Source organism: Vasconcelosia minhoensis LEGE 07310 (assembly GCF_015207255.1).
GTDB classification, from domain to species: domain Bacteria; phylum Cyanobacteriota; class Cyanobacteriia; order Phormidesmidales; family Phormidesmidaceae; genus Vasconcelosia; species Vasconcelosia minhoensis.
This window is the reverse complement of the sequence record NZ_JADEXG010000035.1, coordinates 1-20048: the sequence shown is the minus strand read 5'-3', so window position 1 is coordinate 20048 and position 20048 is coordinate 1. Positions and strand designations below refer to the sequence as shown.

Sequence of the window (20048 nt, the reverse complement as noted above, 5' to 3'; positions counted from 1 at the left end):
ACCTGTTTGGACTCTAAAAAATAAAGGCAGGTATTGACATTTTGAGAAAAATTGGTAACAATAGATACAGAAATAAATCGTTCATCTTCTTTTTAGTCAGCTACAGCTTCTAGGAGGGAGACGGAAGTAGGGGCTTTCCTCAAGGAACCCGCCCGAAGGAACGCGCCTCATTCACCCCATATTGTTATCAGAGGCGATGATTATGAACCTGTCTTATCGTGGAATTCAATACCAAGCTACCCCTGCATCTGCCCAGGTGATAGAGACCGGCGCAGTTGGCCATTATCGGGGTGCGACCTATCCGCTGCGACGGGCCGTCAATGCGGCTCAACCGCATCCGGCGGGGCTTAAGTACCGAGGTGCAGAAGTCCATTAGCCAATTCGTTCTCAGACTGTTTACGTCTTAGCATTAAGGATCGAGAATTAAATAACTTGACCATTTGTGCATGTCTCGCGGCCCTCACCCCGGCCCTCTCCCCGGGGGAGAGGGAGCTAGATCCGGCCCCCTTCTCCCCCGGGAGAAGGGTTGGGGATGAGGGCTCGGGAGTTGTGCATCTTATTAAATCCTTGATCCTAACCTTTTTAAGCACCGCCTTTTTGGGGGTGTTTTTTTTGGGGTGCTATGCTGTTGGCAGTACAGGGGGCCGCTCACGTGATTGGGTTTGTGATTGGGCTGTGCGTCGGACTAGCCTTGCTCTGGCTGTTGCGTCAGCGCTATAACGCCCGGCTCAGGTTGATGTTGAGTAAGATCCAAAATACCGATGCTGCGTCGCCGGAATTGCCTTACGAATTTCAGCTTTCCAGCGCTATCCTGAGTCAACGCGCTAAGACTGAGACGCTTCATCAGCAGATTGACGACTTCCGTCTGGTGATGAAGTTTGCGCCGCTGGGCTACCTCCAGGTGAATGGAGAAAATCAGCTGCTTTGGTGTAATCTCCAGGCGCAAAAGATCTTAGACATTGACTCGCAAATCGACCAGCAGTATCCCCGACTGCTGCTGGCCCTGGCCCGCTCCTATGAGCTTGACCAGCTGGTGGAGCGCACCCGCCAAACTCAGACGGTCTGTCAGCTAGCCTGGACGTTTTATTCCATTTCGCCCGATCCCTACAACGTCTCTGAGCGACCAGCCTATCCGATTCGGGGGTGCGGGATTCCGCTGCCAGAAGGGCAGGTCGGCATTTTTTTAGAACCCCGGCAGGACGCGATCGCGCAGGCTCAGCAGCGCGATCGCTGGCTGTCAGACGTTGCCCATGAGTTAAAAACGCCCCTCACCTCGATCCGTTTAGTTGCAGAGACGCTGCAAGGTCGGGTTGATGACTCCCTCAAACATTGGGTTGAGCGTCTGATCAAAGAGGTCGTACGGCTGGGTCAGCTCGTCGATGATGTGCTCAGCCTGAGCCAGCTAGAGCAGCAGGGTCAGCTCGATGATGATGACAGTGACGCCGACCTGGTGCCACTGATTCAAAATGCTTGCCAGAGCCTGGAACCACTGGCGCTACTGAAGCAAGTAGAGTTTGTCTATAGCGGACCGCCGCAGCTGATTGCGCAGGTCAATCCGGGGCTGATGCACCGAGTTTTTTTTAACCTGCTTAATAATGCGGTCAAGTATAGCCCAGCGCAGCAGACGATTCGCGTGCAGCTGAGGCTTGATCTAACCTGCTATGCGCCTGAAAACGATGCCGGCAATGCTTCCGCTAGCGATCGTTTGAAAGCTCGGACTGAGGATGGTGAAAGAGCGGCTCTGCCGGCCATTCTATTTGAGGTAATCGACCAGGGCGGTGGATTTTTAGAGCAAGATTTGCCCCATGTGTTTGAACGGTTCTATCGTTCCGATCCGGCTCGCAGCCGCGCCGACAGCGAGAAATCGGCTCAGGAATTGGGAACTGCTGGCGGTACAGGGCTAGGCTTAGCCATCGTGCGACGGATCGTGAGCGCTCATCAGGGTTGGGTTGAGGCCCAAAATCATCCTGATACCGGCGGCGGATGGCTCAAGGTATGGATACCTGGGAATCGGTTGAAGTCAATTGCGCCCTGATTGACTTATTGATACTGATTAGTATTGAGTAGGCAGTTGATCAACAGGCACAATCTAAGCTGGTATAGCGTCCTGTTGGGGTAAGCTTGCCAGTTGAGTAACGGACCATGACTGAAAGGCTTCAAAAGCTTCTGTCTCAGTGGGGGATTGCATCCCGCCGTCAGGCCGAACAGCTGATTCGAGAGAAAAGGGTAACGGTTAATGGCGCGATTGCAAATCTCGGACAAAGCGCCGATCCAAGCGTCGACCTGGTTCAAGTCGATGGCGTTGCGCTAGCAACAATTGGACGACCTGAATCTGCTTACTTTCTACTACATAAACCGTTAGGGGTAGTTTCTACCTGCCAAGACCCCCAGGGTAGGACGACTGTGCTTGACTGTTTAGCGGCTGAATGGCGTCAGGGTCAGGGCTTGCACCCGGTTGGTCGGCTAGATACTGATTCGACGGGAGCCCTGCTATTGACCAATGATGGTGAGCTCACCCACCAGCTGACTCACCCCCGGCATCACATCGCCAAGACCTATCAGGTGACTGTGAAGGGATATCCGACTCAGGCTAGCCTCCGTCAGTGGTGTCGCGGTATAGTCCTATCGGGACAAAAAACGCTACCTGCCAAGGTTAGGGTACTTCAGCAGCCAAGCCCCCATCAGACGCTGTTAGAAGTCACCCTTTGGGAAGGGCGCAATCGACAGATTCGCCGGACTGCCGAGGCTTTGGGCCATCCCGTTACTCAGCTACACCGTGTAGCCATCGGTCCGCTCCGGCTCGCTCGGCTACCCGTTGGGCAATATCGCTGTTTGCAGCCTTCGGAAATTGAGGCTCTGAAGCGAGCCACTAGCTGCCCCTACTAGCCCGAAGACTAGCAGCCTGACTGCCCGGCCGGACCATCAGGGCCAGATAGCACTCAGGCTGAACGATTCACTTTTACCGGTTTTAGTTCTTAGGTAATGAAACATCCCCCCCGTCCAACTGAGCAGCTACAGCCAGAACAGCTCCTAGCACTTGGACGCACCCTACAACAAACTCGACAGGCCCAGGCTAAATCCTTGGACACAATTAGCGAACTTACCCTAATTCGTAAGTCACTGCTGGTCGCCATGGAAGCGGGAGATCGCGCTCAGCTGCCTGAACCCATCTATGTTAGGGCCTTGCTCCGTCGCTATGGCGAAGCGTTGGGTTTAGATGGCGAGACGCTAGCAGGCCAGTATTTTCCTCAGCCCAAGCGACTACCCGTGAAGCGTTCCTGGACTTTGCCCGCGGCCCAACTGCGGCCAGTCCATCTCTATGGGGCCTATGTGCTGCTGATTCTGGCTGCGGTCAGCGGGCTGTCCTACTTTTTGCGCAGTGCTGCTCCGGAAACCGCTGCGCTGCCAATTCTGGACCCGGAAGCCGTAGAGCAGCTGATGCCCAAAACGCAAACGTCGCCTCCAAGTCAGCCCCCAGCCCAGCCGTTAAAAGCCGAAGACCCGCCTAGCCCCATTCGAGTTGAACTCAAGCTAACCGATCAGTCCTGGGTCAGGATCGTCTCGGACGGTGATATCGAGTTTCAGGGAATTCTCCAGCCGGGCGAGTCGCGCAGCTGGGCTGCAAACCAATCGCTGACCGTGAGAGCGGGAAATGCCGGGGGAGTCATGCTTTCAGATGGAACAGCTCAGCCTCAGCCGATGGGCGAACCGGGAACGGTGGCGGAGCGGACGTTTGGTCAGGTGAATGAGGTGAGTATGACGCCGTGAGGGGGTAGAGAGTGAAGGGTTAGGGGGTAGGGCTTTTTTTTGTGGGAAGCAGGACTGTGGCGGTGGTGCCCTGGTTGGGTTGGCTGCTGAGGGTGATCTGGCCCTGATGATTGTCGGTGATAACTTTGGCGATCGCGAGTCCTAGCCCGGAGCCGCCGGCTGCTGCCCGACGACTGCGGGCGGGATCGGCCCGATAGAAGCGGTTGAAGACCTGGGCTAGCTCTTCCGGGGCAATGCCAATGCCGGTATCTTGGACAGTTACCCGGCAGCTGGGATGGCCCTGATGCTTGGCGGGTTCTAGGCGGACGGTGACGGTGCCCTCGGTGGGGGTGTATTGCAGGGCGTTGGCGACTAGGTTAGTGAGCAGGCGGGTGAGCTGGTCGCGATCGCCGATGACGGTCCAGTCGCCGGTGGAGGACGTATCGTTTGCAGCTCTGGTAATTTTCAACGTTAGATTTTTTTCCTGCGCCAGGGCTTGCTGTTCTTCAACCACTTCAGCCAGCAGCTGAGCCAGGCGCACCGGCCCGGGCTGTAGGGGTACTAGGCCGCTTTCCTGCCGGGCTAGGAAAAGCAGGTCGTCTACCAGTCTGCCCAGCCGCCGGGTGAGTCGTTCGATGACCTGGAGCTGGCTATGCTGGAACTGGGCGTCGGGCTCGGGATCGCTCAGGGCCACCTGTACGTTGGTTTGAATGACCGCAATGGGGTTGCGCAGCTCGTGGGAAGCGTCGGCGGTAAACTGCTTCAGCTGCTGGTAGGAGTCTCGCACCGGCGCGATCGCGAGCCCCGAGAGCAGCCAGCCGATAAACGCAACCGTCATGATCCCCAGGCCAATCCCAATGCCCAGATCGACGATTAGCTTCTGGCTGGGCTTGGTCACCTCAAACCAGGGATGGCTCACCCGCAGGTAGCCCAAAATCTGGTTGCCTGACTGAATGCGCTGGGTCACCTGTCGCAGCACGCGCTGCTTGGAAAGGTGAACGGTTTCGCCATCTGGGTTCAGGTGTAGCGGTAGGGCTGGCGGTTGGCTAAAGGTCGTCCACAGCCGCTCGCCGGTGGGAGCAAACCACTCCAGGTCAATATGATCGTCCTCTGCTGATGCCGTACTGCTGCGAAAGCTATCTGCTACGTTGACCCGCAGCGGCGGCTCTAAACCCCCCACGGCGGTTAGCACCCGGCTGCCAGGCTCACCCGGCTCGATCACCAGCGATCGCTGCACCACCTCAACCACATGGTTGAGGGTATCGTCCACCCGCTCAATCAGGGTAGTGCGGACGTAAAAGTAGACGCCGCTAGCAAATAGCAGCAGTAGCACTGCGGTCACTGCCGTATACCAGAGCGCCAGTCGGCGGCGGGTCGTCTGAAACATAGGCTGGGAGATCAGCAGTCGTTGAGTTGAGCAATTTCTAAAACCATCTCGTCCATCAGCGCTCGAATTGCCCTGCCGCTCTGGGCGGCATTGTTGACAAACAGACTAAACACTACGGGCGGATGCTGCGGCGGATTGAGGTATCCCACCAGGGCATAATTGCCGCTGACCAGGCCGGTTTTCCCTTGCAGCTGGCCCTCTACCATTGTGCCGCGAAACCGATTGCGCAAGGTGCCGTTGACGCCCGCGATCGCGAGGGAGCGGCGGTAGCGTTCGGCCTCCGGGGCGTAGGCCATTGCCTGGAGGGTATCGACCAGGGCCTGGGGCGTGGTCAGGTTGTGGCGAGACAGCCCAGAGCCATCGACCATCACAAAGCTCTCCGGCGCGATCCCCATCGGTTCCAAAATCGCTTTAACCGCCGCGATCCCAGCTTCGGTCGCGTCATCGGGGGGCGTTTCAGCGGTGGCCAACCCCAGCGACTTCAGCAGGGCCTCGGCGTGGAGGTTGACGCTGAGCTGGTTAATCTGTGTGAGCCAATCCGACAGCGGCGGCGACTCTACGGCGGCGAGTTCAGTCACATCCGCAGGTAGGGACAGAGGGCTCAGCACGCCGCTGACGGCGGCAATATTCTGGCGCTGGAGCTGCTGCTGAAACTGCTGGAGGAAGTATGCTCCAGGATTGGTAATCGCGATCGTGGTGGTCTCAGGCTCGGCCCCCGCAATCAGATGACCGTAAACCTTGAGGAGGGGCTGGCCGATGTCTCGGCCAATATCGACAAATTCCGGCTCGCCCGCGCCTACCGTGAGTGAATAGTTGTCAATTTGCCAGCGTCCAGCCCGCTGGGGATTGTCCCATTCGACCCGCAGCGGCTGGCCGATTTGCTGCGGAAAAACCGTCAGCCCTAGCTCGTTCTGATTCAAAATCAGGCTGTTGACCGGCGCACCGTAGCCTGCCTGCACGTCCTCCCATTCCCAGTGGGCGTTTACCGTTCGGCCCGGAAAGTAGGTATCGATCCCCGTCAGGTTGCTGACTCGCTGAATACCCCGCTGCTGGAGCTGCTGGATGAGTTCGTCCAGCTCCGCTGTGGTAAAGGTCGGGTCGCCTCGGCCCACCACATAGAGCGAAGCGATCCCAGCCGCTTCGGTGCCATAGATAGAGGTGCGGATGCGAAAGTCTGGACCTAGCTGCTGGAGGGCTGCTGCCGTAGTCAGCAGCTTCAGCGTAGAGGCCGGCAGGAAGTATCGATCCTGATCCCGAGCGTAAATGACCCGCCGCTGGTCGGCATTCTGGGCTTGAATTTCTACTAACAGGCCCAGTCGGGCGGACTGTAGGGCGGGATTAGCCGCGATCGCGTCGATGCGCTCGGGCAGGTCGGCACGGCAATACGCGATCGCGGGCAGCGTTGCAGTAAGCATGGCAAAGCCACTCGCTAGACCAGCCAGGCTAACTTTGACTTGGGCCTTGAGCCGAGGAGAGATGAAAAATGACGCTGTCATCAGAAATCAGAATGAAGGGAATCCTTCTAATTTACTGATGAACGTGACCCGGCTAAAGCATTGAGAGCAGTTCATGAATTGGATGACCTCAAACTTAGAGCGCGACCTAGTGAAGGAAGTGCACCAGGGTCAGGCAAATTGTCCAGGTAGAGGTAATGCTCAGTGAAAACAAACAGACGTTGGAAAAGGTTGGGACGTTTTCGTAGAGCTGCGTATAGAGCTGGCAGAAGTTCATAGGTGAAGCTGAAGCTGAAGGGTATGGCACCGGTCTCTTGAAGAGCCTGTTCGGTGCATAGGTCTATCATGCCTGCATAATTACAATATGACAAGTAGGCATGTATACATTTAGGGCTTTATTTTGCGCTTTTTGGGACTTTTTTCGAAATTTAGGTGAATATACCTATGGTCGCTGGCCTTCATCGGGCTCTGTATCGCCAAGTGGGCAGGATTATGCCAGCCGACGCCCTACTGAGTGAACTGCCAGACGAGCGTGCAATAATGTCTAGATACAGGCATGTAGACATGTTGGTGAACGATGGCTAAGAAATCTAATTCAGCCGCAGCGCCGCGGTCGGAAAGTAAGGCTCGACCTGAGGCTGCGGGCAAGGTTCCAGGACAGTCCGAAGCTTCCGAGTCAGCTGAGCAAAAGCCTTACCAGGCTCCCAGTCGAGCCGGTAAGAAAGCGATCACCGGCCATTTTGAACCCGAAGTTTCAAAGCAGCTCAAGCTGATTTCGCTGGAAGAAGACACCAGCGTTCAGGCGCTGCTCGGCGAGGCGCTGAACGATTTATTTACTAAGTACGGCAAGCCTCCCATTGCCTAGTCAAAGCAGAAGTTAAGCGAGTCGGCCAGCGCTGGTATACGGTAGGTTCTTATAGACAGAATATTCGTTGGAGATCCTATGGCAGAAGGGAAGGAGCAGCAGCATCCGCAGTACAAAAAAGACCGCGATACGGCGAATGGCCTGCTGGCGGCTGAGCCGACTGACTTTAATCGGGCTGAGTTGGCTCGGATGCGGATTCGCTATGACGGCTTTCCCGGCGCTCGCGACATCCAGGCTGACCTGGACAAGGTGCTAGAGCGCTGGAATCTGACCGAGGCGGAGCTGTTTGAGCAAACCCGTCAGATTCATCAAATCCAGACGATCTACAAGGCTAGCCGGACTAAGGGAGAAGATTGGAGCTAGCCCGTCGATGGAAGCCAATATCTGGATGACCGAGCTGCGAGCCATTCTGCGGGGAGCAGCGGGCAGCTTTTTGTTTGGCGTTCCGCTGCTCTATACGCTAGAGATTTGGTCGATTGGCTCATCAACGGAAGCGCCGCTGCTGCTGATTGTGCTGGGGACGACTTTCATCATCGTGCTGCTGCTGACACAGATTGAGGGCTTTCGGCGGACGCTACAGCTGCGACCGTTGGAAGCGGTACTGGAGAGCATCGAGGCGCTGGGGATCGGGATGATCTGCGCCCTGCTGGCGCTGGTTTTACTGCGACGGATTACGCTGGTAACGCCGATGACTGAGGCGCTGGGGAAGCTGGTGTTTGAAAGCGTGCCGTTTTCCCTCGGGGTGACTTTGGCCCGCTCGACCCTGACCCGGCCCAACCGAAATCGCCGCCGGGTCAGCCTGCCGCAGCGATTTACCTCGCCTACCCTGATCAGCCTGCGCGATACGCTGATCGACATCGACGCAACGCTGATTGGAGCCATCCTGATTGCCTTTAGCATTGCCCCGACTGAAGAGATTCAGCTGATTGCCTCGGCCCTGCCGCCGCTGTGGCTGCTGTTGATTGTGGCGGCTTCGCTGCTGCTCTCCTACTCTATTGTGTTTGCGTCAGGGTTTACCGACCGCAGCGAACGGCAGCAGCGGGGCTTGCTGCTCAGCCCGCTGAGTGAAACGCTGGTGACCTATCTAGTCGTCCTGCTGGCGTCAATGCTGATGCTGATCTTTTTTCAACAGCTGAATTTTCAGGAACCCTGGCAGGAATGGCTGGGCGATACCCTGGTACTGGGGCTACCGGCCTCGGTCGGCGGCGCGGCAGGTAGACTGCTGATATGAGCGAAGGGGCAAAGTTTTCTGAACCAGCTGTGAAGGATGAAGCGATAGATGATCTAGGGGTGCAGTCACCGCGATCGCTAGCAGAATGGCTTACCTTGGCCATCACGACGGCTGTCCTGGTGACCGTCATCGGGCTGGTGATCTATGACTGGCAGGTTAGCCGCGATCGCCCGCCCGCGTTCCAAATCACAACCGAATCAGTTCGCTTCACCGACAGCCGCTACTATGTGCCCTTCACCATTCAGAATACGGGCGGTCAAATTGTTAGAGCGGTTCAGGTTCGAGCCCGCCTCCACCTGGCTGAAGCCGACGACGAAGCCGGCGAGCAGCAAATTGACTTCCTCTCGGCTAGCGAACGCAAGCAGGGCAGCTTTGTCTTCGACCACGACCCCCACACGGGAGAGTTGACTATCCGAGTCGCCAGCTTCGCCCTGCCCTAGCCCTGGTATACCGAGCTCTAAGCAAACTATGCGATCTATAATTGGCTAGACTTAAACCATCCGCTCAACGATAGCCAATGGTTGCCAATTCCCTCCGCTGGACAACCCGCGATCTCGATGCCATGCCCGATGACGGGGGATGGAAACGCTACGAAATTATTGACGGAGAGCTGTTTATGATCCGGGCTCCCCATCTTCGTCATCAGAGCGCTGGGGGTAACATTCATTGTGAGCTAGAAAGCGGGTCGCGGCAGACCCAGCTTGGCAAACCCTTCCAGACGCCAGGCGTCATTTTCAGCCCAAATGATGCCGTCATCCCCGACGTTGTTTGGGTGAGCAAAGAGCGGCTGGAAAATGGCGTTGATGGAAAAGTGTAGAGGTCTATCGCCGCAATGACAGTCAGCTTCAGCTCATCGGCACTCTTCTAGAAGATGACAGACTCAGCTCCCCGCTGCTTCCTGGATTCAGTGGCCCCGTTCTTCAAATTTTTCAATAGCGCTGATCGGATTGCTTCAGAGCATAGGTTAATAATCAAAAACCATCGCTACTCTATGTAGATTTCAGTTGAATCCTCAGCGGCTGGCTCAAAATGCAGGATCATAATTTGCTCTGGAAGCAGCACTAAGGATTCGTAGGTGTGTCCAGCGCGATCGCAAAATTCAACTTTTATAGCAGACGCTTGGCGATCGCGTTTTGCAAAGCCCAAATTCCGCCAGCGCAGAGCGCGCCAGTCCACCAGAGAACACCCGTTTCAGAATGGCCGAAGAGAATCTGCCAGCTGCCTAGTAAGGTGAGCGCGATCGCGCTTCCTCCTGACACGGCTAACATCGTTCGTAGGGCCTGGGTGATCTGAGTGATTCGCTGGGCAACATCTTCTTGGTCATGAAAGGCCGATGACTTGAGAGCTTGCTGAAATGACTCGTACTTTTGGGGATCGACCTGGTAGTAGGTGCCCAGATCGGGATCTCGGAGGGTGGGGTTCGAGTGGAGGCCGAATTGCTTGGTCAGCGCGATCGCGGCTTTGATCTGACGCTTGGTTGCCATTGGCCGAAAGGTTTCAAACAGCGACTCTCGATAGACGCCGGTTTGCGCCATCGCTAAAATTCGCTGGGCCAATTCTGACTGAGACAGGCGTACTGCACTCAGCTCCGTTTTTGTCTCAATCAAAGGTTGCCCCCAGATAGTAATTATATACTAACTAACATAGCGCTTTTACTGGCCAAAAACATGCCCTAAAAATTAAGGCACGGCTCTGCCAAGAACCGCACCTTAATGATGTCTATTGAGCGATGAGCTTTTGATCGATATCACGGACTGAACCGCAGGGCGCTACATCATGCCCATGCCGCCCATGCCGCCCATGCCGCCCATGCCGCCCATGCCGCCCATGCCGCCCATGCCGCCATCCGGGGCAGGCTGCTCAGGCTCAGGCTTCTCAACCACCAGGGCTTCCGTCGTCAGCACCATGCCGGCAACTGAAGCAGCGTCCTGCAGGGCAGAGCGCACAACCTTAGCCGGATCTACAATGCCGCTCGCCATTAGGTCTTCGTACTTGCCGGTGAGGGCGTTATAGCCGACATTAAAGTCCATATCACGGACTTTCTCAACCACTACCGAGCCTTCTGCACCTGCGTTATCCGCAATCTGACGGACGGGCGCTTCAAGCGAGCGGATGACGATATCTACGCCGGTCTTCTCTTCGTCGTTTAGGCTGTCCTTCAGGGACTCTAGCTTGTGGGCCAGGTGCAGCAGGGTCGTGCCGCCGCCGGGGACGATTCCTTCTTCTACCGCAGCCTTGGTGGCGCTGAGGGCGTCGTCGATTCGCAGCTTTCGATCCTTCAGCTCAGTCTCGGTAGCCGCGCCGACTTTAATCACGGCAACGCCGCCCGCCAGCTTGGCCAGTCGCTCTGCCAGCTTTTCCTTATCGTAGTCAGAGTCTGACCGCTCCATCTCCTGACGGATCTGGGCGATGCGCTTGTCGATGTCGCCCTTCATGCCGCTCTCAGACACGATGGTGGTCGTATCTTTGGTGATAGTGATCTTGCTGGCCACGCCCAGCATATCTAGGTCGGCGGACTCCAGGGTCAGGCCCACCTCTTCAGAAATCACCTGACCGCCGGTGAGCACGGCAATATCCTGTAACATGGCCTTGCGCCGGTCGCCAAAGCCAGGGGCCTTAACTGCCGCACCGTTGAGCACGCCGCGAGCCTTGTTCACTACCAGGGTTGCCAGGGCTTCACCCTCGACATCTTCGGCGATGATCACAAAGGGTTGACCGGACCGGGCAATCTTTTCGAGCACCGGCACCAGGTCTTGAATCGAGGAAATCTTCTTATCGGCAATCAGGATGCGAGCATTTTCCAGCTCGGCCACCATCCTCTCCTGGTCGGTGACGAAGTAGGGCGACATATAGCCCCGGTCGATCTGCATCCCCTCAACCACGTCGAGTTCGGTGGTCAAAGACTTGGACTCTTCAACCGTAATCACACCGTCTTTAGTGACCCGATCCATGGCTTCGGCAATCATGCTGCCGACCAGTTCGTCGTTACCCGACGACACCGCCGCGACTTGGGCGATATCATTGCCTTCAATCGGCTTCGCGATCGCAGAAATTTCCTTCACCAGCATGGCTACGGCTTTCTCGATACCGCGCCGCAGGCTCACCGGGTTAGCCCCTGCCGCTACGTTTTTCAGGCCCTCGCGAATCATCGCCTGGGCCAGCACGGTTGCAGTAGTAGTGCCATCACCGGCAAGATCCTTAGTCTTCGACGCCACTTCCTGAATCAGGCGAGCGCCGGTGTTTTCGTAGGGATCTTCCAGCTCAATCTCTTTGGCGATGGTAATACCATCGTTGACAATTTGGGGAGCCCCAAACTTCTTCTCCAGGACGACGTTACGTCCCCTGGGTCCTAACGTAATCTTTACCGCATCGGCGAGCGCATTCACGCCGCGCTCCAGAGCCTGACGCGATTTTTCGTCAAATGCTACTAATTTTGCCATATCCAGCCGTCACCAATTTGCATGTGCAATCAAAAATCTAGCACTCTCTGCCGTGGAGTGCTAACTCAATCAGAGTATCTTTTAGGAATAGCTCTTTTGAAGTCGCGATAACCGATCCTCATGGCTACTTTTTTGCGCCCGCTCAGCTATCGCTACCAGTGGCTGTATGACGCGATCGCGGGTCTTTCTGCCCTCAGCGTTGGCGGCGAAGCCCGGTTTCGCCAGCTGGCGCTAGCCGGTTTGCCGATCGAGGCTGAAACTCAGGTACTCGATCTCTGCTGTGGCAGCGGCCAGACCACCCAATTTTTAGTCCAGCGCAGCCGCCGGGTAACGGGGCTGGATGCCTCACCGCGATCGCTGGAGCGAGCCCGGCAGAACGTCCCCGAGGCTGCCTACGTGCAGGGTTGGGCCGAGGATATGCCCCTTCCATCCGAGCAATTCGACATCGTCCACACCAGCGTGGCGATGCACGAGATGGCCCCGCAGCAGCGGCGCGACATTTTTAAGGAAGTCTGGCGGGTGTTGAAACCCGGCGGCTACTTCGCTCTGATTGACTTTCACCGGCCCACGAATCCGCTATTTTGGCCGGGGCTGGCGGCTTTTCTCTGGCTGTTTGAGACCGAGACGGCCTGGCAGCTGCTTCAAACCGATTTGACCGCTAGCCTGGGTGAATTGGGCTTTCAGGTCGAGCGGCAGCAGCTCTATGCAGGCGGTAGCCTACAGGTCATACAATCTAAGAAGTTGGCTAAGAAGTTAGCTAAGAAGTTGGCGAAGCAACCGGCCCCCGACTAGACCATTGGTAGCTAGACGATGATCCCCTTCGAAACCGCAGTCGAGACCTATCAAAATTTCCCGCAGCAGTTTCAGAGCATTTTTCTCAGTACGGTCAAGGCGGGGCAGCCCCAGGCCAGCTATGCGCCTTTTGTGATGGATCGCGATCGCAATTTCTACATCTATATCAGCGGTCTCTCTGCCCATACCGAGAACCTGAAGACGTCCGGCATCGCCAGCGTTCTCTTCCTCGAAGACGAAGTTCAGACGACGCAGATCTTTGCCCGCCGCCGCCTCAGCTATAGCTGCGATGCGGCCCCAGTCATGCCAGAGAGTGCCCAGTGGAATCAGATTGCCGACCAGTTTGAAGCCCGCTTTGGCAATATTATTCAGCTCTTCAGGGGCCTGGCAGATTTTCAAATCTTTCAGCTTCAGGCCCGGTCGGGACGCTTTGTCCTCGGCTTTGGCGCGGCCTATGAGGTTGACCCCAGCAATCTGGGAACGCTGCTGCCGCCCAAGCAAGGCTAGGGTGCGTTAGCGCGCAACGCACCCCCATATAGGCGCTATTGGCTATTTGATCGAGACCTTAGCACCGGCCTCTTCAAGCTGCTTTTTAGCATCTTCAGCCGCGTCTTTGGCCACGGCTTCTTTCACCGTGGTCGGGGCCGACTCCACCATTGTCTTGGCTTCTTTCAGGCCCAGGCCGGTCAGCGTCCGCACCACCTTGAGGACGGCAATCTTATTACCGCCAAAGTCGTCGAGCACGACGTCAAACTCGGTCTTTTCCTCTTCTGGCTCAGCCGCGTCACCGCCGCCACCGCCGGGCATGGCGCCAGGCATCATCATCATGCCGCCGCCCGCGGGGGCAGAAGCATCGACGCCAAAGGCTTCTTCAATTTGCTTAACTAGCTCAGACGCCTCTAGCAGTGAGAGGGTCTTGAGCTTTTCCAAAATTTCGTCAGTTGCAGTAGACATAGGTTTCTCCGTGAATGGGTTTGATTGGTAGACGGGTGTGAAATGAATTGTCCAGGCAGGGGGATAGAGTCGATAGCCCTAGCTTTGCTCCTGCTCTGAAACGGCCTTGATTGCCCGCGTCAGCGAGCTGGGCACTTCCTTCAGGCCCACGGCCAGCTTGGTCGGTACCGCGTTTAGACCCACCGCAATCTTGGTGGTGTTGGCCTTGAGCAGTCCGGCGATTTGAGCAATCAGCTCTTCCTTCGTCGGCAGCTCGGTAATCGCCTTGATGTCGTCCTGGTTGAGGGCGCGGCCCTCCATGACGCCACCGCGCAGTTCGGTCTTTTTGCGGTCTTTTTGGAACCCCTGGTAGGCTTTGATCGCGCCGCCAAAGTCCTCCTCAATTAAAACCAGGGCAGATGAGCCCTGGAGGAACTGAGTTACCGGCTGCCAGGTGTCATCGCCGTCAACCGCAATTCGCATCAGCGTGTTTTTGGCGATTTTGCAGGTGGCGCCGTTGGGCCGTAAGCGATCGCGCAAATCGCTAATCTCAGCCACCGACAGACCTTTGTAGTCCACCACCAGGGCTAACTGCGACCGGCTCAGGCTGTCCTTGAGCTCAGACACAATCTCCTTTTTGTTTTCTAACGTTCTCCCCATATCGATTTCACCTCCTTATGGCTTGGGTTCAGTTGGAAAGCGTTTGCCGCCTTTTGGAATAGCTCTGAATTAGCCCTAAAACAGCACCGCCCCGGCAGGGAGGCCGAGGCGGTGCAAAATGCGATCAGGAAAGATAACCAACGCTTCCTAAACGCCCGTGGAGAAACCACAGTTTTTGCAAACCTCGGCAGGTGATTAAGCTTATCGCTCCTGCTGTCTATGGCTGCTTATTCAGCTGTAGCGAAGTTGGGCGTTAGGCGGCTTCCTTAAAGTAATCGAAGTAATTTGAGCGTGAGTTTGGCTTAGGCTGCTATTTCGGACAGCTTCAGGTCTCTCAGGGCGGAGACATCGAGCCGAATGGCTGGCCCCATCGTCGCAGAAACCGCCACGGTACGCCAGTAGCGACCCTTGGCACCGGCGGGCCGGTTACGGTCGATGGTTTCCTGCAGGGCTTTCAAATTCACCAGCAGGTCTTCTGCCGGAAAAGTTGCCTTACCAAACATAACATGAACAATCCCGGTGCGGTCAGCTCGGAACTCCAGCTTACCGGCTTTGAAGTCTTGCACCGCCTGGGCTAGGTCAAAGGTCACCGTGCCACCCTTGGGCGAAGGCATCAGACCGCGGGGACCCAGCATCCGACCGAGCTTAGCGACCTTGGGCATCATGTCGGGGGTCGCGACCAGCACGTCAAAATCCATCATGCCCTTCTGGATTTCGTCAATCAGCTCTTCGGAGCCAGACAGATCGGCACCCGCCTCAGTTGCTTCGGTTACCTTCTCACCCCGGGCAATTACCGCCACGCGCACTTCCTGACCTGTCCCTTTGGGCAGAGCCACCGTGGTCCGCAGCTGCTGGTCAGTGTACTTAGGGTCGATGCCCAGCCGGATATGGGCCTCTGCCGACTCGGGAAATTTAGCTGTGGCGGTTTCCTTCAGCAGGGCGAGCGCTTCCATCGGCTCATACAGCCGGTCTTCAACTTTTTGATGCAGAGCCTGCATCCGCTTGGATAGTTTTGCCATTTTTAACTCCTGGGGTCAATTGCGAAGCTGAGCCTCTCCCCCAATTAAGGTTTACTTAGTCAGCCACCGTCACGCCCATATTGCGGGCTGTCCCGGCGATGATGTTCATTGCCGCGTCAACGTCATTGGCGTTGAGGTCGGGCATTTTGGTTTCGGCAATTTCCCGCAGCTGATCCCGCGTGATCGAGCCGACTTTGACCGAGCGGGGTTCGCCCGATCCCTTCTCGATGCCCGCCGCCTTTTTGATCAGCACCGACGCCGGGGGCGTCTTGAGCACAAAGGTGAAGCTTCGGTCTTCAAATACCGAAATTTCAACCGGGACAATCAGGCCGACTTTCTCAGCGGTTCTGGCGTTGTAGTCTTTACAGAACGCCATGATGTTGACCCCGTGCTGACCCAGGGCCGGGCCGATCGGCGGGGCCGGGTTGGCCTTACCCGCTGGGATCGCTAGTTTGATCAGCGCAACAACCTTCTTAGCCATTAATTAACTCTCTTTTTCCACTTGATTAAACTCCAGTTCGACAGGCGTGTCGCGACCAAAGATAGACAGCAGCGCCTTGAGCTTACTCCGCTCTGGGCTGACCTCGATGACTTCGCCCTCAAAGTCTTTAAACGGCCCCGAAAGCACCATAATTTTGTCACCGGGGGCCATGTCTACCTTGACGACGGGCTTTTGCTCTTGGGACTGCTTAAAGATTCGCTTGACTTCGCCCGGGCTCAGCGGCATCGGCTTGACATGACCGCGACCGCGGCCGGTGCTGCGCCGCTGCTCAGCCCCAACAAAGTTAATCACGTGGGGCGTATTCTTCACCACCTGCCAGACATCGTCGTCTAGCAGCATTCGCACCAGCACGTAGCCCGGGAATACCTTTTCCTCGACATTCTGGCGGGAGCCATCTTTGCGCAGCTTCACCGCCGGAGTCTGGGGAATTTCGATATCAAAAATCCGGTTGGCCACGTCGAGGGTCTTAATTCGCTGCTGTAGATTCAGCTTGACCCGCTTTTCGCAGCCCGAGGCGACCTGTACCGCGTACCAGCGAGACCGAGACCGGCCCTCGGCTGGGCTATCTTCTAGCTCTTCCGGCGCGTCGTAGTTGGATTCGTCGGATGCGTAAGTCATGGGAATACTTATCCTAAAATATCTGCTCTTCTAAAATATTTGCCTAGAAATCAGGCTAAAGAGCTTGTCCACCAAATAGATGATGGTGGCAGAGAGGCTGACCATGAGGATCACCGCCGCTGACTCGCTGATCAGCTGCTGCCGAGACGGCCAGATCACCTTGCCTAGCTCTTCTCGAGTTCCGCTGATAAACTCGCCAGCGTTGAACCCACCGGAAGCATCCTGAGGGACCGGCTTTTTGTCTATCTTTTCCTGCTTAGCGTCTTTTTTAACCACGGTTCACATTCCTTGACTGCACCGGTCTGGTATTGCTGAGGATCGCCAGCGCCTATCAAAATGAGCTAGCGACGGTTTTGTCCGGCCGAGCATTGATCCAGTCCCAAAATAGCAATACCTGAAGATAAGTTGGTTCAGGCCTTGCCATTGGGCATTCTTGGGGGCATTGTCCTGGGCAGGGCTTAGCTGGGGAAAGCGCGTCCTGGAGGACTCGAACCCCCGACATTCGGTTTTGGAGACCGACGTTCTACCAACTGAACTAAGGACGCATGGCTCGGCGAAGACCCTCCCTCTAAACCAGACCCATAAACTGGGCTAAAGCGGGCGGTCGAAGCGCTGCTTCAGGCGGGTCGCTTTACCGACGCGATCGCGCAAATAGTAAAGCTTAGCCCGGCGGGCTTTACCGCGACGGAGCACCTTAATACTAGCAACCCGAGGCGCATGGAGTAAAAAGACTCGCTCGACCCCAACGCCCTGAAAGATCTTACGCACGGTAATGCTTTCGTTGATGCCGCCGTTGCGCATGGCAATGACGGTCCCTTCGTAGGGCTGAACTCGCTCTTTGCCGCCTTCGACAATCCGAACGCCCACCCGGACGGTATCCCCAACATAGATTTGGGGCAGGTCGTCTTTAATTTGCTCCGCCTCGATCGAGCGGATAATTGCTTCAGCGTTCATACAGCCCTTAAAAAGCACACAGTCTCTAATAATACGACATAAAAAGCCAAAAGTGATAGAGATTGACCGCAAAACACAACTTTTTCTGGCCATTTTCTGGCAAGCTGTTTCAGGCGCTACCATTGAAAAGCCCTGACTTTTTTTCCCTATGAACCTATTTGCCAACCTGCTGTCGAAGGCTGCGCTCGGTCCGATACTGGGAGCGCGCAGTCAGGGCGTCGAGCTCAAGTCGTCCAGCGAAATTGAGACCATGCGGCAGGCCGCCCGGATTGTGGCGACGGTACTGCAGGAAATTTCTACTATGACCGCGCCGGGCATGACCACTGCTGACCTGGACGACTACGCCGAAGGGCGAATTCGGGCGCTGGGGGCGACGCCGAGCTTCAAGGGCTATCATGGCTTCCCAGCTTCGATCTGCGCCTGCGTTAACGACGAGGTTGTCCATGGGATTCCGCGCAAGCGCAAGGTGCTGCGAACCGGCGACCTGCTCAAGGTCGATACCGGGGCCTACTTCAACGGCTTTCACGGCGACTCCTGCATTACGATCGCGGTGGGCCAGGTGCGACCCGAGGCTGAAAAGCTGATGCAGGCTGCTGAGCAGGCGCTCTATGCCGGGATTGCCGAAGTCAGGCCGGGCAACGGACTGCTAGACGTAGCCGGAGCAATCGAAGACTCAGTCAAGGCTAGCGGCTATACCATTGTCGAGGAGTTTACCGGCCACGGCGTCGGGCGCAATCTGCACGAGGCTCCCTCGGTTTTCAACTTTCGCACCCATGAGCTGCCCAATGTCAAGCTCCAGCCAGGGATGACGCTGGCGATTGAGCCGATCCTGAACGCGGGGACGCGGCATACGCGCACCCTGCGCGATCGCTGGACCGTCGTCACCCTGGACCGCTCCCTCTCTGCCCAGTTTGAGCACACCGTTTTGGTCACTGAGGACGGATACGAGATTCTGACTGATCGCTCGCGGGTGGAGCCAGCTCTGCCAGGCTAGCGCAGCTCTCCCGGTCATAGCGGACTTCGACCTTGACCAGGTAGGCTCGGGCCTCGGGATTTTCTAAGCGATTCATGCGAGCTGTGACCAGGGCGAGGGCCTCCTTATCTAAGGCGCTGTAGCCCGTGCTGCCGAGCAGCGTTGGCGTCGCCTTGCCAGTATCGTCGAATAGCACGCCAACCTCAGCGGTATGGGGCGTCTGGGGCAGGCAGGCCTGGAGCGATCGCCGAATTTCCTGAGGATTTTCAATCGGGTAGCTGAGCCGGACAGGCGGCTCTAAGGTTTGGACATTGAGCTGATCGACTTCCAGGGCGGCGCGGCTCGCTTCGCGCCAGTCGGCCTGGGCTGTCTGAGTTGCCTCGTCAGACGTGTTTTCTGAATCATAGCTAAGGGCCTGAGTGAAGTAAGCCAGCAGCTCTTCCAGGGCCTTGGGCACCTTTGGAGTGACGTAAGCCTGCTGCTCAGGGGCAGCCGAAGCTTCCGGGTCGGGGGGGGCAGGCTCCGATGCTCTAGCCTGGGGCGCTGGGGAAGGACTTGGGTCGGGTGCTGAGACTGGAGTTGAGAGATCAGGGACTGAGCCCTCAGCCGTTGCCGCCGCTTCTGGTTGGGCTGTCTGGGGCGGAGTGGTTTGGGCGGCAGGCTGACGCCTGGGCATAGCAGCCGCGACGGTGCGGGGAGACTGCCTCGGCTGACCGGCCACAGTCGCGGGCGGCGGTGCGGCTGGCGGGGGCGTCTCCAGCTCGGTTTCCGTCGTCTCTTCTATATCCTCGGACTCTGCCGCCGCAAAGAGTTCGGGCTCGGGCGCTGCCCCATCGTCAGTGGCGGGAACCGTTTCGTCGGCTCTGCCCAGGGGCAGTAGCAGCAGCAGGACGTGCAGCCCTACCGAGAGCAGTAGCATGGGGCGAAGCAGATCGATGAATTTCATGGGCTCTATCGTTTAGCGTTTAGCTGTGCAGCACTGGGCGATTAGCGGGGATCGCTTTCCCAAAGTACTAAAAGTGTGGAGATGCCACCCCCACCAGGGACAATGTTCAAGAAACCGGCCTCGGTGCCGTCATCAGCAACGAGCTGATAGAGTCTGCCGCTGCCGTAGTCACCGACTTCATTTAAAGTAAGCTGGCTGTTGGCCGCAGCCTGTAATGCTTCTGGGATGATCTCATCTGGCCGCCGATCGTTGAGCAACTGCATTCCGGCAATTTTATCTAATCGAGGCGAGTTATTAGTAACCTGGCCACTGGCGTCTGGCTGAAAGAAAAACGGCTTCTGCGGATTAGGCAAAGCGGCGGGTCTAACTTCAATAGGCAGCGCGCCCGATAGGTTGCCGAAGCTGCCGGAGAGCTGCGATCGCGCTGCTGGTGTGTCAAAGGCGGGCGGGGGTTGGGTGGGCGGCGCAGTCGTCTGCGTTGTCTGAGTCTGAGCGGGGGCAGGCGGCGACGCAGCAGTCGGCGGGGC

The 20048-nt window shown here is 56.9% G+C and carries 23 protein-coding genes, 1 tRNA gene, 2 pseudogenes, 1 riboswitch and 1 other annotated feature; of the genes and pseudogenes, 12 read left to right on the top strand and 14 right to left on the bottom strand.

The window, feature by feature from the left end:
• The first annotated feature begins 76 nt into the window (after positions 1-76).
• A riboswitch (Glutamine riboswitch) is annotated at positions 77-167 on the top strand.
• Between the two features lie 35 nt (positions 168-202).
• The 4 genes from IQ241_RS14850 (at position 203) to IQ241_RS14835 (ending at position 3768) form a co-directional block, all read left to right on the top strand.
• Positions 203-376: a DUF4278 domain-containing protein gene (locus IQ241_RS14850; protein WP_193908526.1), complete on the top strand. Its 174-nt coding sequence runs from the start codon at positions 203-205 to the stop codon at positions 374-376.
• 246 nt (positions 377-622) lie between these two features.
• The gene (locus IQ241_RS14845) at positions 623-2035 is read left to right on the top strand and encodes a sensor histidine kinase (protein ID WP_193908525.1); all 1413 of its coding nucleotides are present in this window, start codon (positions 623-625) and stop codon (positions 2033-2035) included.
• A gap of 107 nt (positions 2036-2142) precedes the next feature.
• Entirely contained in the window at positions 2143-2886 is a 744-nt protein-coding gene (locus IQ241_RS14840) for a pseudouridine synthase (protein ID WP_193908523.1), read from the top strand.
• 96 nt (positions 2887-2982) lie between these two features.
• Entirely contained in the window at positions 2983-3768 is a 786-nt protein-coding gene (locus tag IQ241_RS14835) for a helix-turn-helix domain-containing protein (RefSeq protein WP_193908521.1), read from the top strand.
• Between the two features lie 19 nt (positions 3769-3787).
• Here IQ241_RS14835 and IQ241_RS14830 read toward each other — a convergent pair whose 3' ends face one another.
• Positions 3788-5134, bottom strand: coding sequence for a sensor histidine kinase (locus tag IQ241_RS14830; RefSeq protein ID WP_193908518.1), 1347 nt, complete (start codon positions 5132-5134; stop codon positions 3788-3790).
• Between the two features lie 11 nt (positions 5135-5145).
• Positions 5146-6630: a D-alanyl-D-alanine carboxypeptidase/D-alanyl-D-alanine endopeptidase gene (gene dacB, locus IQ241_RS14825; protein WP_193908516.1), complete on the bottom strand. Its 1485-nt coding sequence runs from the start codon at positions 6628-6630 to the stop codon at positions 5146-5148.
• A 535-nt stretch (positions 6631-7165) separates the two neighbouring features.
• On the opposite strand from dacB, the gene IQ241_RS14820 reads away from it, so the two are divergent.
• From IQ241_RS14820 to IQ241_RS14800, 5 genes and pseudogenes are all read left to right on the top strand, one after another.
• Positions 7166-7453, top strand: a complete 288-nt coding sequence (locus tag IQ241_RS14820; RefSeq protein ID WP_193908514.1) for a ribbon-helix-helix domain-containing protein — start codon at positions 7166-7168, stop codon at positions 7451-7453.
• A 78-nt stretch (positions 7454-7531) separates the two neighbouring features.
• Positions 7532-7816 carry a DUF3288 family protein gene (locus IQ241_RS14815; RefSeq protein WP_193908510.1) on the top strand — a complete coding sequence of 95 codons (285 nt, stop codon included), beginning with the start codon at positions 7532-7534 and terminating at the stop codon, positions 7814-7816.
• A gap of 7 nt (positions 7817-7823) precedes the next feature.
• Positions 7824-8684: a TIGR02587 family membrane protein gene (locus IQ241_RS14810; RefSeq protein ID WP_193908509.1), complete on the top strand. Its 861-nt coding sequence runs from the start codon at positions 7824-7826 to the stop codon at positions 8682-8684.
• Positions 8681-9124: a TIGR02588 family protein gene (locus IQ241_RS14805; RefSeq protein WP_193908508.1), complete on the top strand. Its 444-nt coding sequence runs from the start codon at positions 8681-8683 to the stop codon at positions 9122-9124. Before IQ241_RS14810 ends, IQ241_RS14805 begins: the two co-directional genes overlap by 4 nt.
• Before the next feature lie 77 nt (positions 9125-9201).
• Positions 9202-9620 (top strand): annotated as a pseudogene (locus IQ241_RS14800) (Uma2 family endonuclease).
• A gap of 170 nt (positions 9621-9790) precedes the next feature.
• Here the strand turns inward: IQ241_RS14800 and IQ241_RS14795 are convergent.
• Positions 9791-10291, bottom strand: coding sequence for a hypothetical protein (locus tag IQ241_RS14795; protein ID WP_193908507.1), 501 nt, complete (start codon positions 10289-10291; stop codon positions 9791-9793).
• A 162-nt stretch (positions 10292-10453) separates the two neighbouring features.
• Positions 10454-12124 carry a chaperonin GroEL gene (gene groL / locus IQ241_RS14790; protein WP_193908506.1) on the bottom strand — a complete coding sequence of 557 codons (1671 nt, stop codon included), beginning with the start codon at positions 12122-12124 and terminating at the stop codon, positions 10454-10456.
• A gap of 120 nt (positions 12125-12244) precedes the next feature.
• On the opposite strand from groL, the gene IQ241_RS14785 reads away from it, so the two are divergent.
• Both IQ241_RS14785 and IQ241_RS14780 read left to right on the top strand, forming a co-directional pair.
• A complete protein-coding gene (locus IQ241_RS14785) occupies positions 12245-12916 on the top strand; it encodes a class I SAM-dependent methyltransferase (RefSeq protein ID WP_193908505.1) in 672 nt (223 codons plus the stop codon).
• 18 nt (positions 12917-12934) lie between these two features.
• Entirely contained in the window at positions 12935-13423 is a 489-nt protein-coding gene (locus tag IQ241_RS14780; RefSeq protein WP_193908503.1) for a HugZ family pyridoxamine 5'-phosphate oxidase, read from the top strand.
• A gap of 42 nt (positions 13424-13465) precedes the next feature.
• Here the strand turns inward: IQ241_RS14780 and rplL are convergent, their stop codons facing one another.
• From rplL to rplS, 8 genes are all read right to left on the bottom strand, one after another.
• Positions 13466-13870, bottom strand: a complete 405-nt coding sequence (gene rplL, locus IQ241_RS14775) for a 50S ribosomal protein L7/L12 (RefSeq protein ID WP_193908501.1) — start codon at positions 13868-13870, stop codon at positions 13466-13468.
• A 78-nt stretch (positions 13871-13948) separates the two neighbouring features.
• Positions 13949-14509, bottom strand: a complete 561-nt coding sequence (gene rplJ / locus IQ241_RS14770) for a 50S ribosomal protein L10 (RefSeq protein WP_193908498.1) — start codon at positions 14507-14509, stop codon at positions 13949-13951.
• Positions 14510-14577: 68 nt separating this feature from the next.
• Positions 14578-14750 (bottom strand) — a sequence feature (ribosomal protein L10 leader region).
• A gap of 61 nt (positions 14751-14811) precedes the next feature.
• Complete coding sequence (gene rplA, locus IQ241_RS14765; protein ID WP_193908496.1) at positions 14812-15528, bottom strand: 50S ribosomal protein L1; 717 nt, start codon at positions 15526-15528, stop codon at positions 14812-14814.
• 55 nt (positions 15529-15583) lie between these two features.
• A complete protein-coding gene (rplK, locus tag IQ241_RS14760) occupies positions 15584-16009 on the bottom strand; it encodes a 50S ribosomal protein L11 (RefSeq protein WP_193908494.1) in 426 nt (141 codons plus the stop codon).
• A 3-nt stretch (positions 16010-16012) separates the two neighbouring features.
• Positions 16013-16648, bottom strand: a complete 636-nt coding sequence (gene nusG / locus IQ241_RS14755) for a transcription termination/antitermination protein NusG (protein WP_193908493.1) — start codon at positions 16646-16648, stop codon at positions 16013-16015.
• A gap of 30 nt (positions 16649-16678) precedes the next feature.
• Positions 16679-16924, bottom strand: a complete 246-nt coding sequence (gene secE / locus IQ241_RS14750) for a preprotein translocase subunit SecE (RefSeq protein WP_193908492.1) — start codon at positions 16922-16924, stop codon at positions 16679-16681.
• 196 nt (positions 16925-17120) lie between these two features.
• A tRNA-Trp gene (locus tag IQ241_RS14745) sits at positions 17121-17193 on the bottom strand.
• Between the two features lie 46 nt (positions 17194-17239).
• Complete coding sequence (rplS, locus tag IQ241_RS14740) at positions 17240-17602, bottom strand: 50S ribosomal protein L19 (RefSeq protein WP_193908491.1); 363 nt, start codon at positions 17600-17602, stop codon at positions 17240-17242.
• A 148-nt stretch (positions 17603-17750) separates the two neighbouring features.
• Here rplS and map point away from each other — a divergent pair, with 148 nt between their 5' ends.
• Positions 17751-18596: a type I methionyl aminopeptidase gene (map, locus tag IQ241_RS14735; protein WP_193908490.1), complete on the top strand. Its 846-nt coding sequence runs from the start codon at positions 17751-17753 to the stop codon at positions 18594-18596.
• On the opposite strand, the gene IQ241_RS14730 is transcribed toward map, so the two are convergent.
• Positions 18532-19521 (bottom strand): hypothetical protein, encoded by a 990-nt coding sequence (locus tag IQ241_RS14730; RefSeq protein ID WP_193908489.1) that lies wholly within the window; start codon positions 19519-19521, stop codon positions 18532-18534. The genes map and IQ241_RS14730 overlap by 65 nt on opposite strands.
• 41 nt (positions 19522-19562) lie before the next feature.
• Positions 19563-20048: pseudogene (locus tag IQ241_RS14725) on the bottom strand (hypothetical protein); the annotation flags it as partial.

Coding starts and splice junctions, on each gene's coding strand:
- IQ241_RS14820 (WP_193908514.1), top strand. CDS start 7,166: ATGGCTAAGAAATCTAATTCAGCCGCAGCGCCGCGGTCGGAAAGTAAG.
- IQ241_RS14830 (WP_193908518.1), bottom strand. CDS start 5,134: ATGTTTCAGACGACCCGCCGCCGACTGGCGCTCTGGTATACGGCAGTG.
- groL (WP_193908506.1), bottom strand. CDS start 12,124: ATGGCAAAATTAGTAGCATTTGACGAAAAATCGCGTCAGGCTCTGGAG.
- rplL (WP_193908501.1), bottom strand. CDS start 13,870: ATGTCTACTGCAACTGACGAAATTTTGGAAAAGCTCAAGACCCTCTCA.
- IQ241_RS14805 (WP_193908508.1), top strand. CDS start 8,681: ATGAGCGAAGGGGCAAAGTTTTCTGAACCAGCTGTGAAGGATGAAGCG.
- IQ241_RS14810 (WP_193908509.1), top strand. CDS start 7,824: ATGGAAGCCAATATCTGGATGACCGAGCTGCGAGCCATTCTGCGGGGA.
- IQ241_RS14850 (WP_193908526.1), top strand. CDS start 203: ATGAACCTGTCTTATCGTGGAATTCAATACCAAGCTACCCCTGCATCT.
- IQ241_RS14785 (WP_193908505.1), top strand. CDS start 12,245: ATGGCTACTTTTTTGCGCCCGCTCAGCTATCGCTACCAGTGGCTGTAT.
- nusG (WP_193908493.1), bottom strand. CDS start 16,648: ATGACTTACGCATCCGACGAATCCAACTACGACGCGCCGGAAGAGCTA.
- rplK (WP_193908494.1), bottom strand. CDS start 16,009: ATGGCTAAGAAGGTTGTTGCGCTGATCAAACTAGCGATCCCAGCGGGT.
- IQ241_RS14845 (WP_193908525.1), top strand. CDS start 623: ATGCTGTTGGCAGTACAGGGGGCCGCTCACGTGATTGGGTTTGTGATT.
- rplJ (WP_193908498.1), bottom strand. CDS start 14,509: ATGGGGAGAACGTTAGAAAACAAAAAGGAGATTGTGTCTGAGCTCAAG.
- rplA (WP_193908496.1), bottom strand. CDS start 15,528: ATGGCAAAACTATCCAAGCGGATGCAGGCTCTGCATCAAAAAGTTGAA.
- IQ241_RS14780 (WP_193908503.1), top strand. CDS start 12,935: ATGATCCCCTTCGAAACCGCAGTCGAGACCTATCAAAATTTCCCGCAG.
- IQ241_RS14840 (WP_193908523.1), top strand. CDS start 2,143: ATGACTGAAAGGCTTCAAAAGCTTCTGTCTCAGTGGGGGATTGCATCC.
- IQ241_RS14835 (WP_193908521.1), top strand. CDS start 2,983: ATGAAACATCCCCCCCGTCCAACTGAGCAGCTACAGCCAGAACAGCTC.
- rplS (WP_193908491.1), bottom strand. CDS start 17,602: ATGAACGCTGAAGCAATTATCCGCTCGATCGAGGCGGAGCAAATTAAA.
- map (WP_193908490.1), top strand. CDS start 17,751: ATGAACCTATTTGCCAACCTGCTGTCGAAGGCTGCGCTCGGTCCGATA.
- IQ241_RS14730 (WP_193908489.1), bottom strand. CDS start 19,521: ATGAAATTCATCGATCTGCTTCGCCCCATGCTACTGCTCTCGGTAGGG.
- dacB (WP_193908516.1), bottom strand. CDS start 6,630: ATGACAGCGTCATTTTTCATCTCTCCTCGGCTCAAGGCCCAAGTCAAA.
- IQ241_RS14815 (WP_193908510.1), top strand. CDS start 7,532: ATGGCAGAAGGGAAGGAGCAGCAGCATCCGCAGTACAAAAAAGACCGC.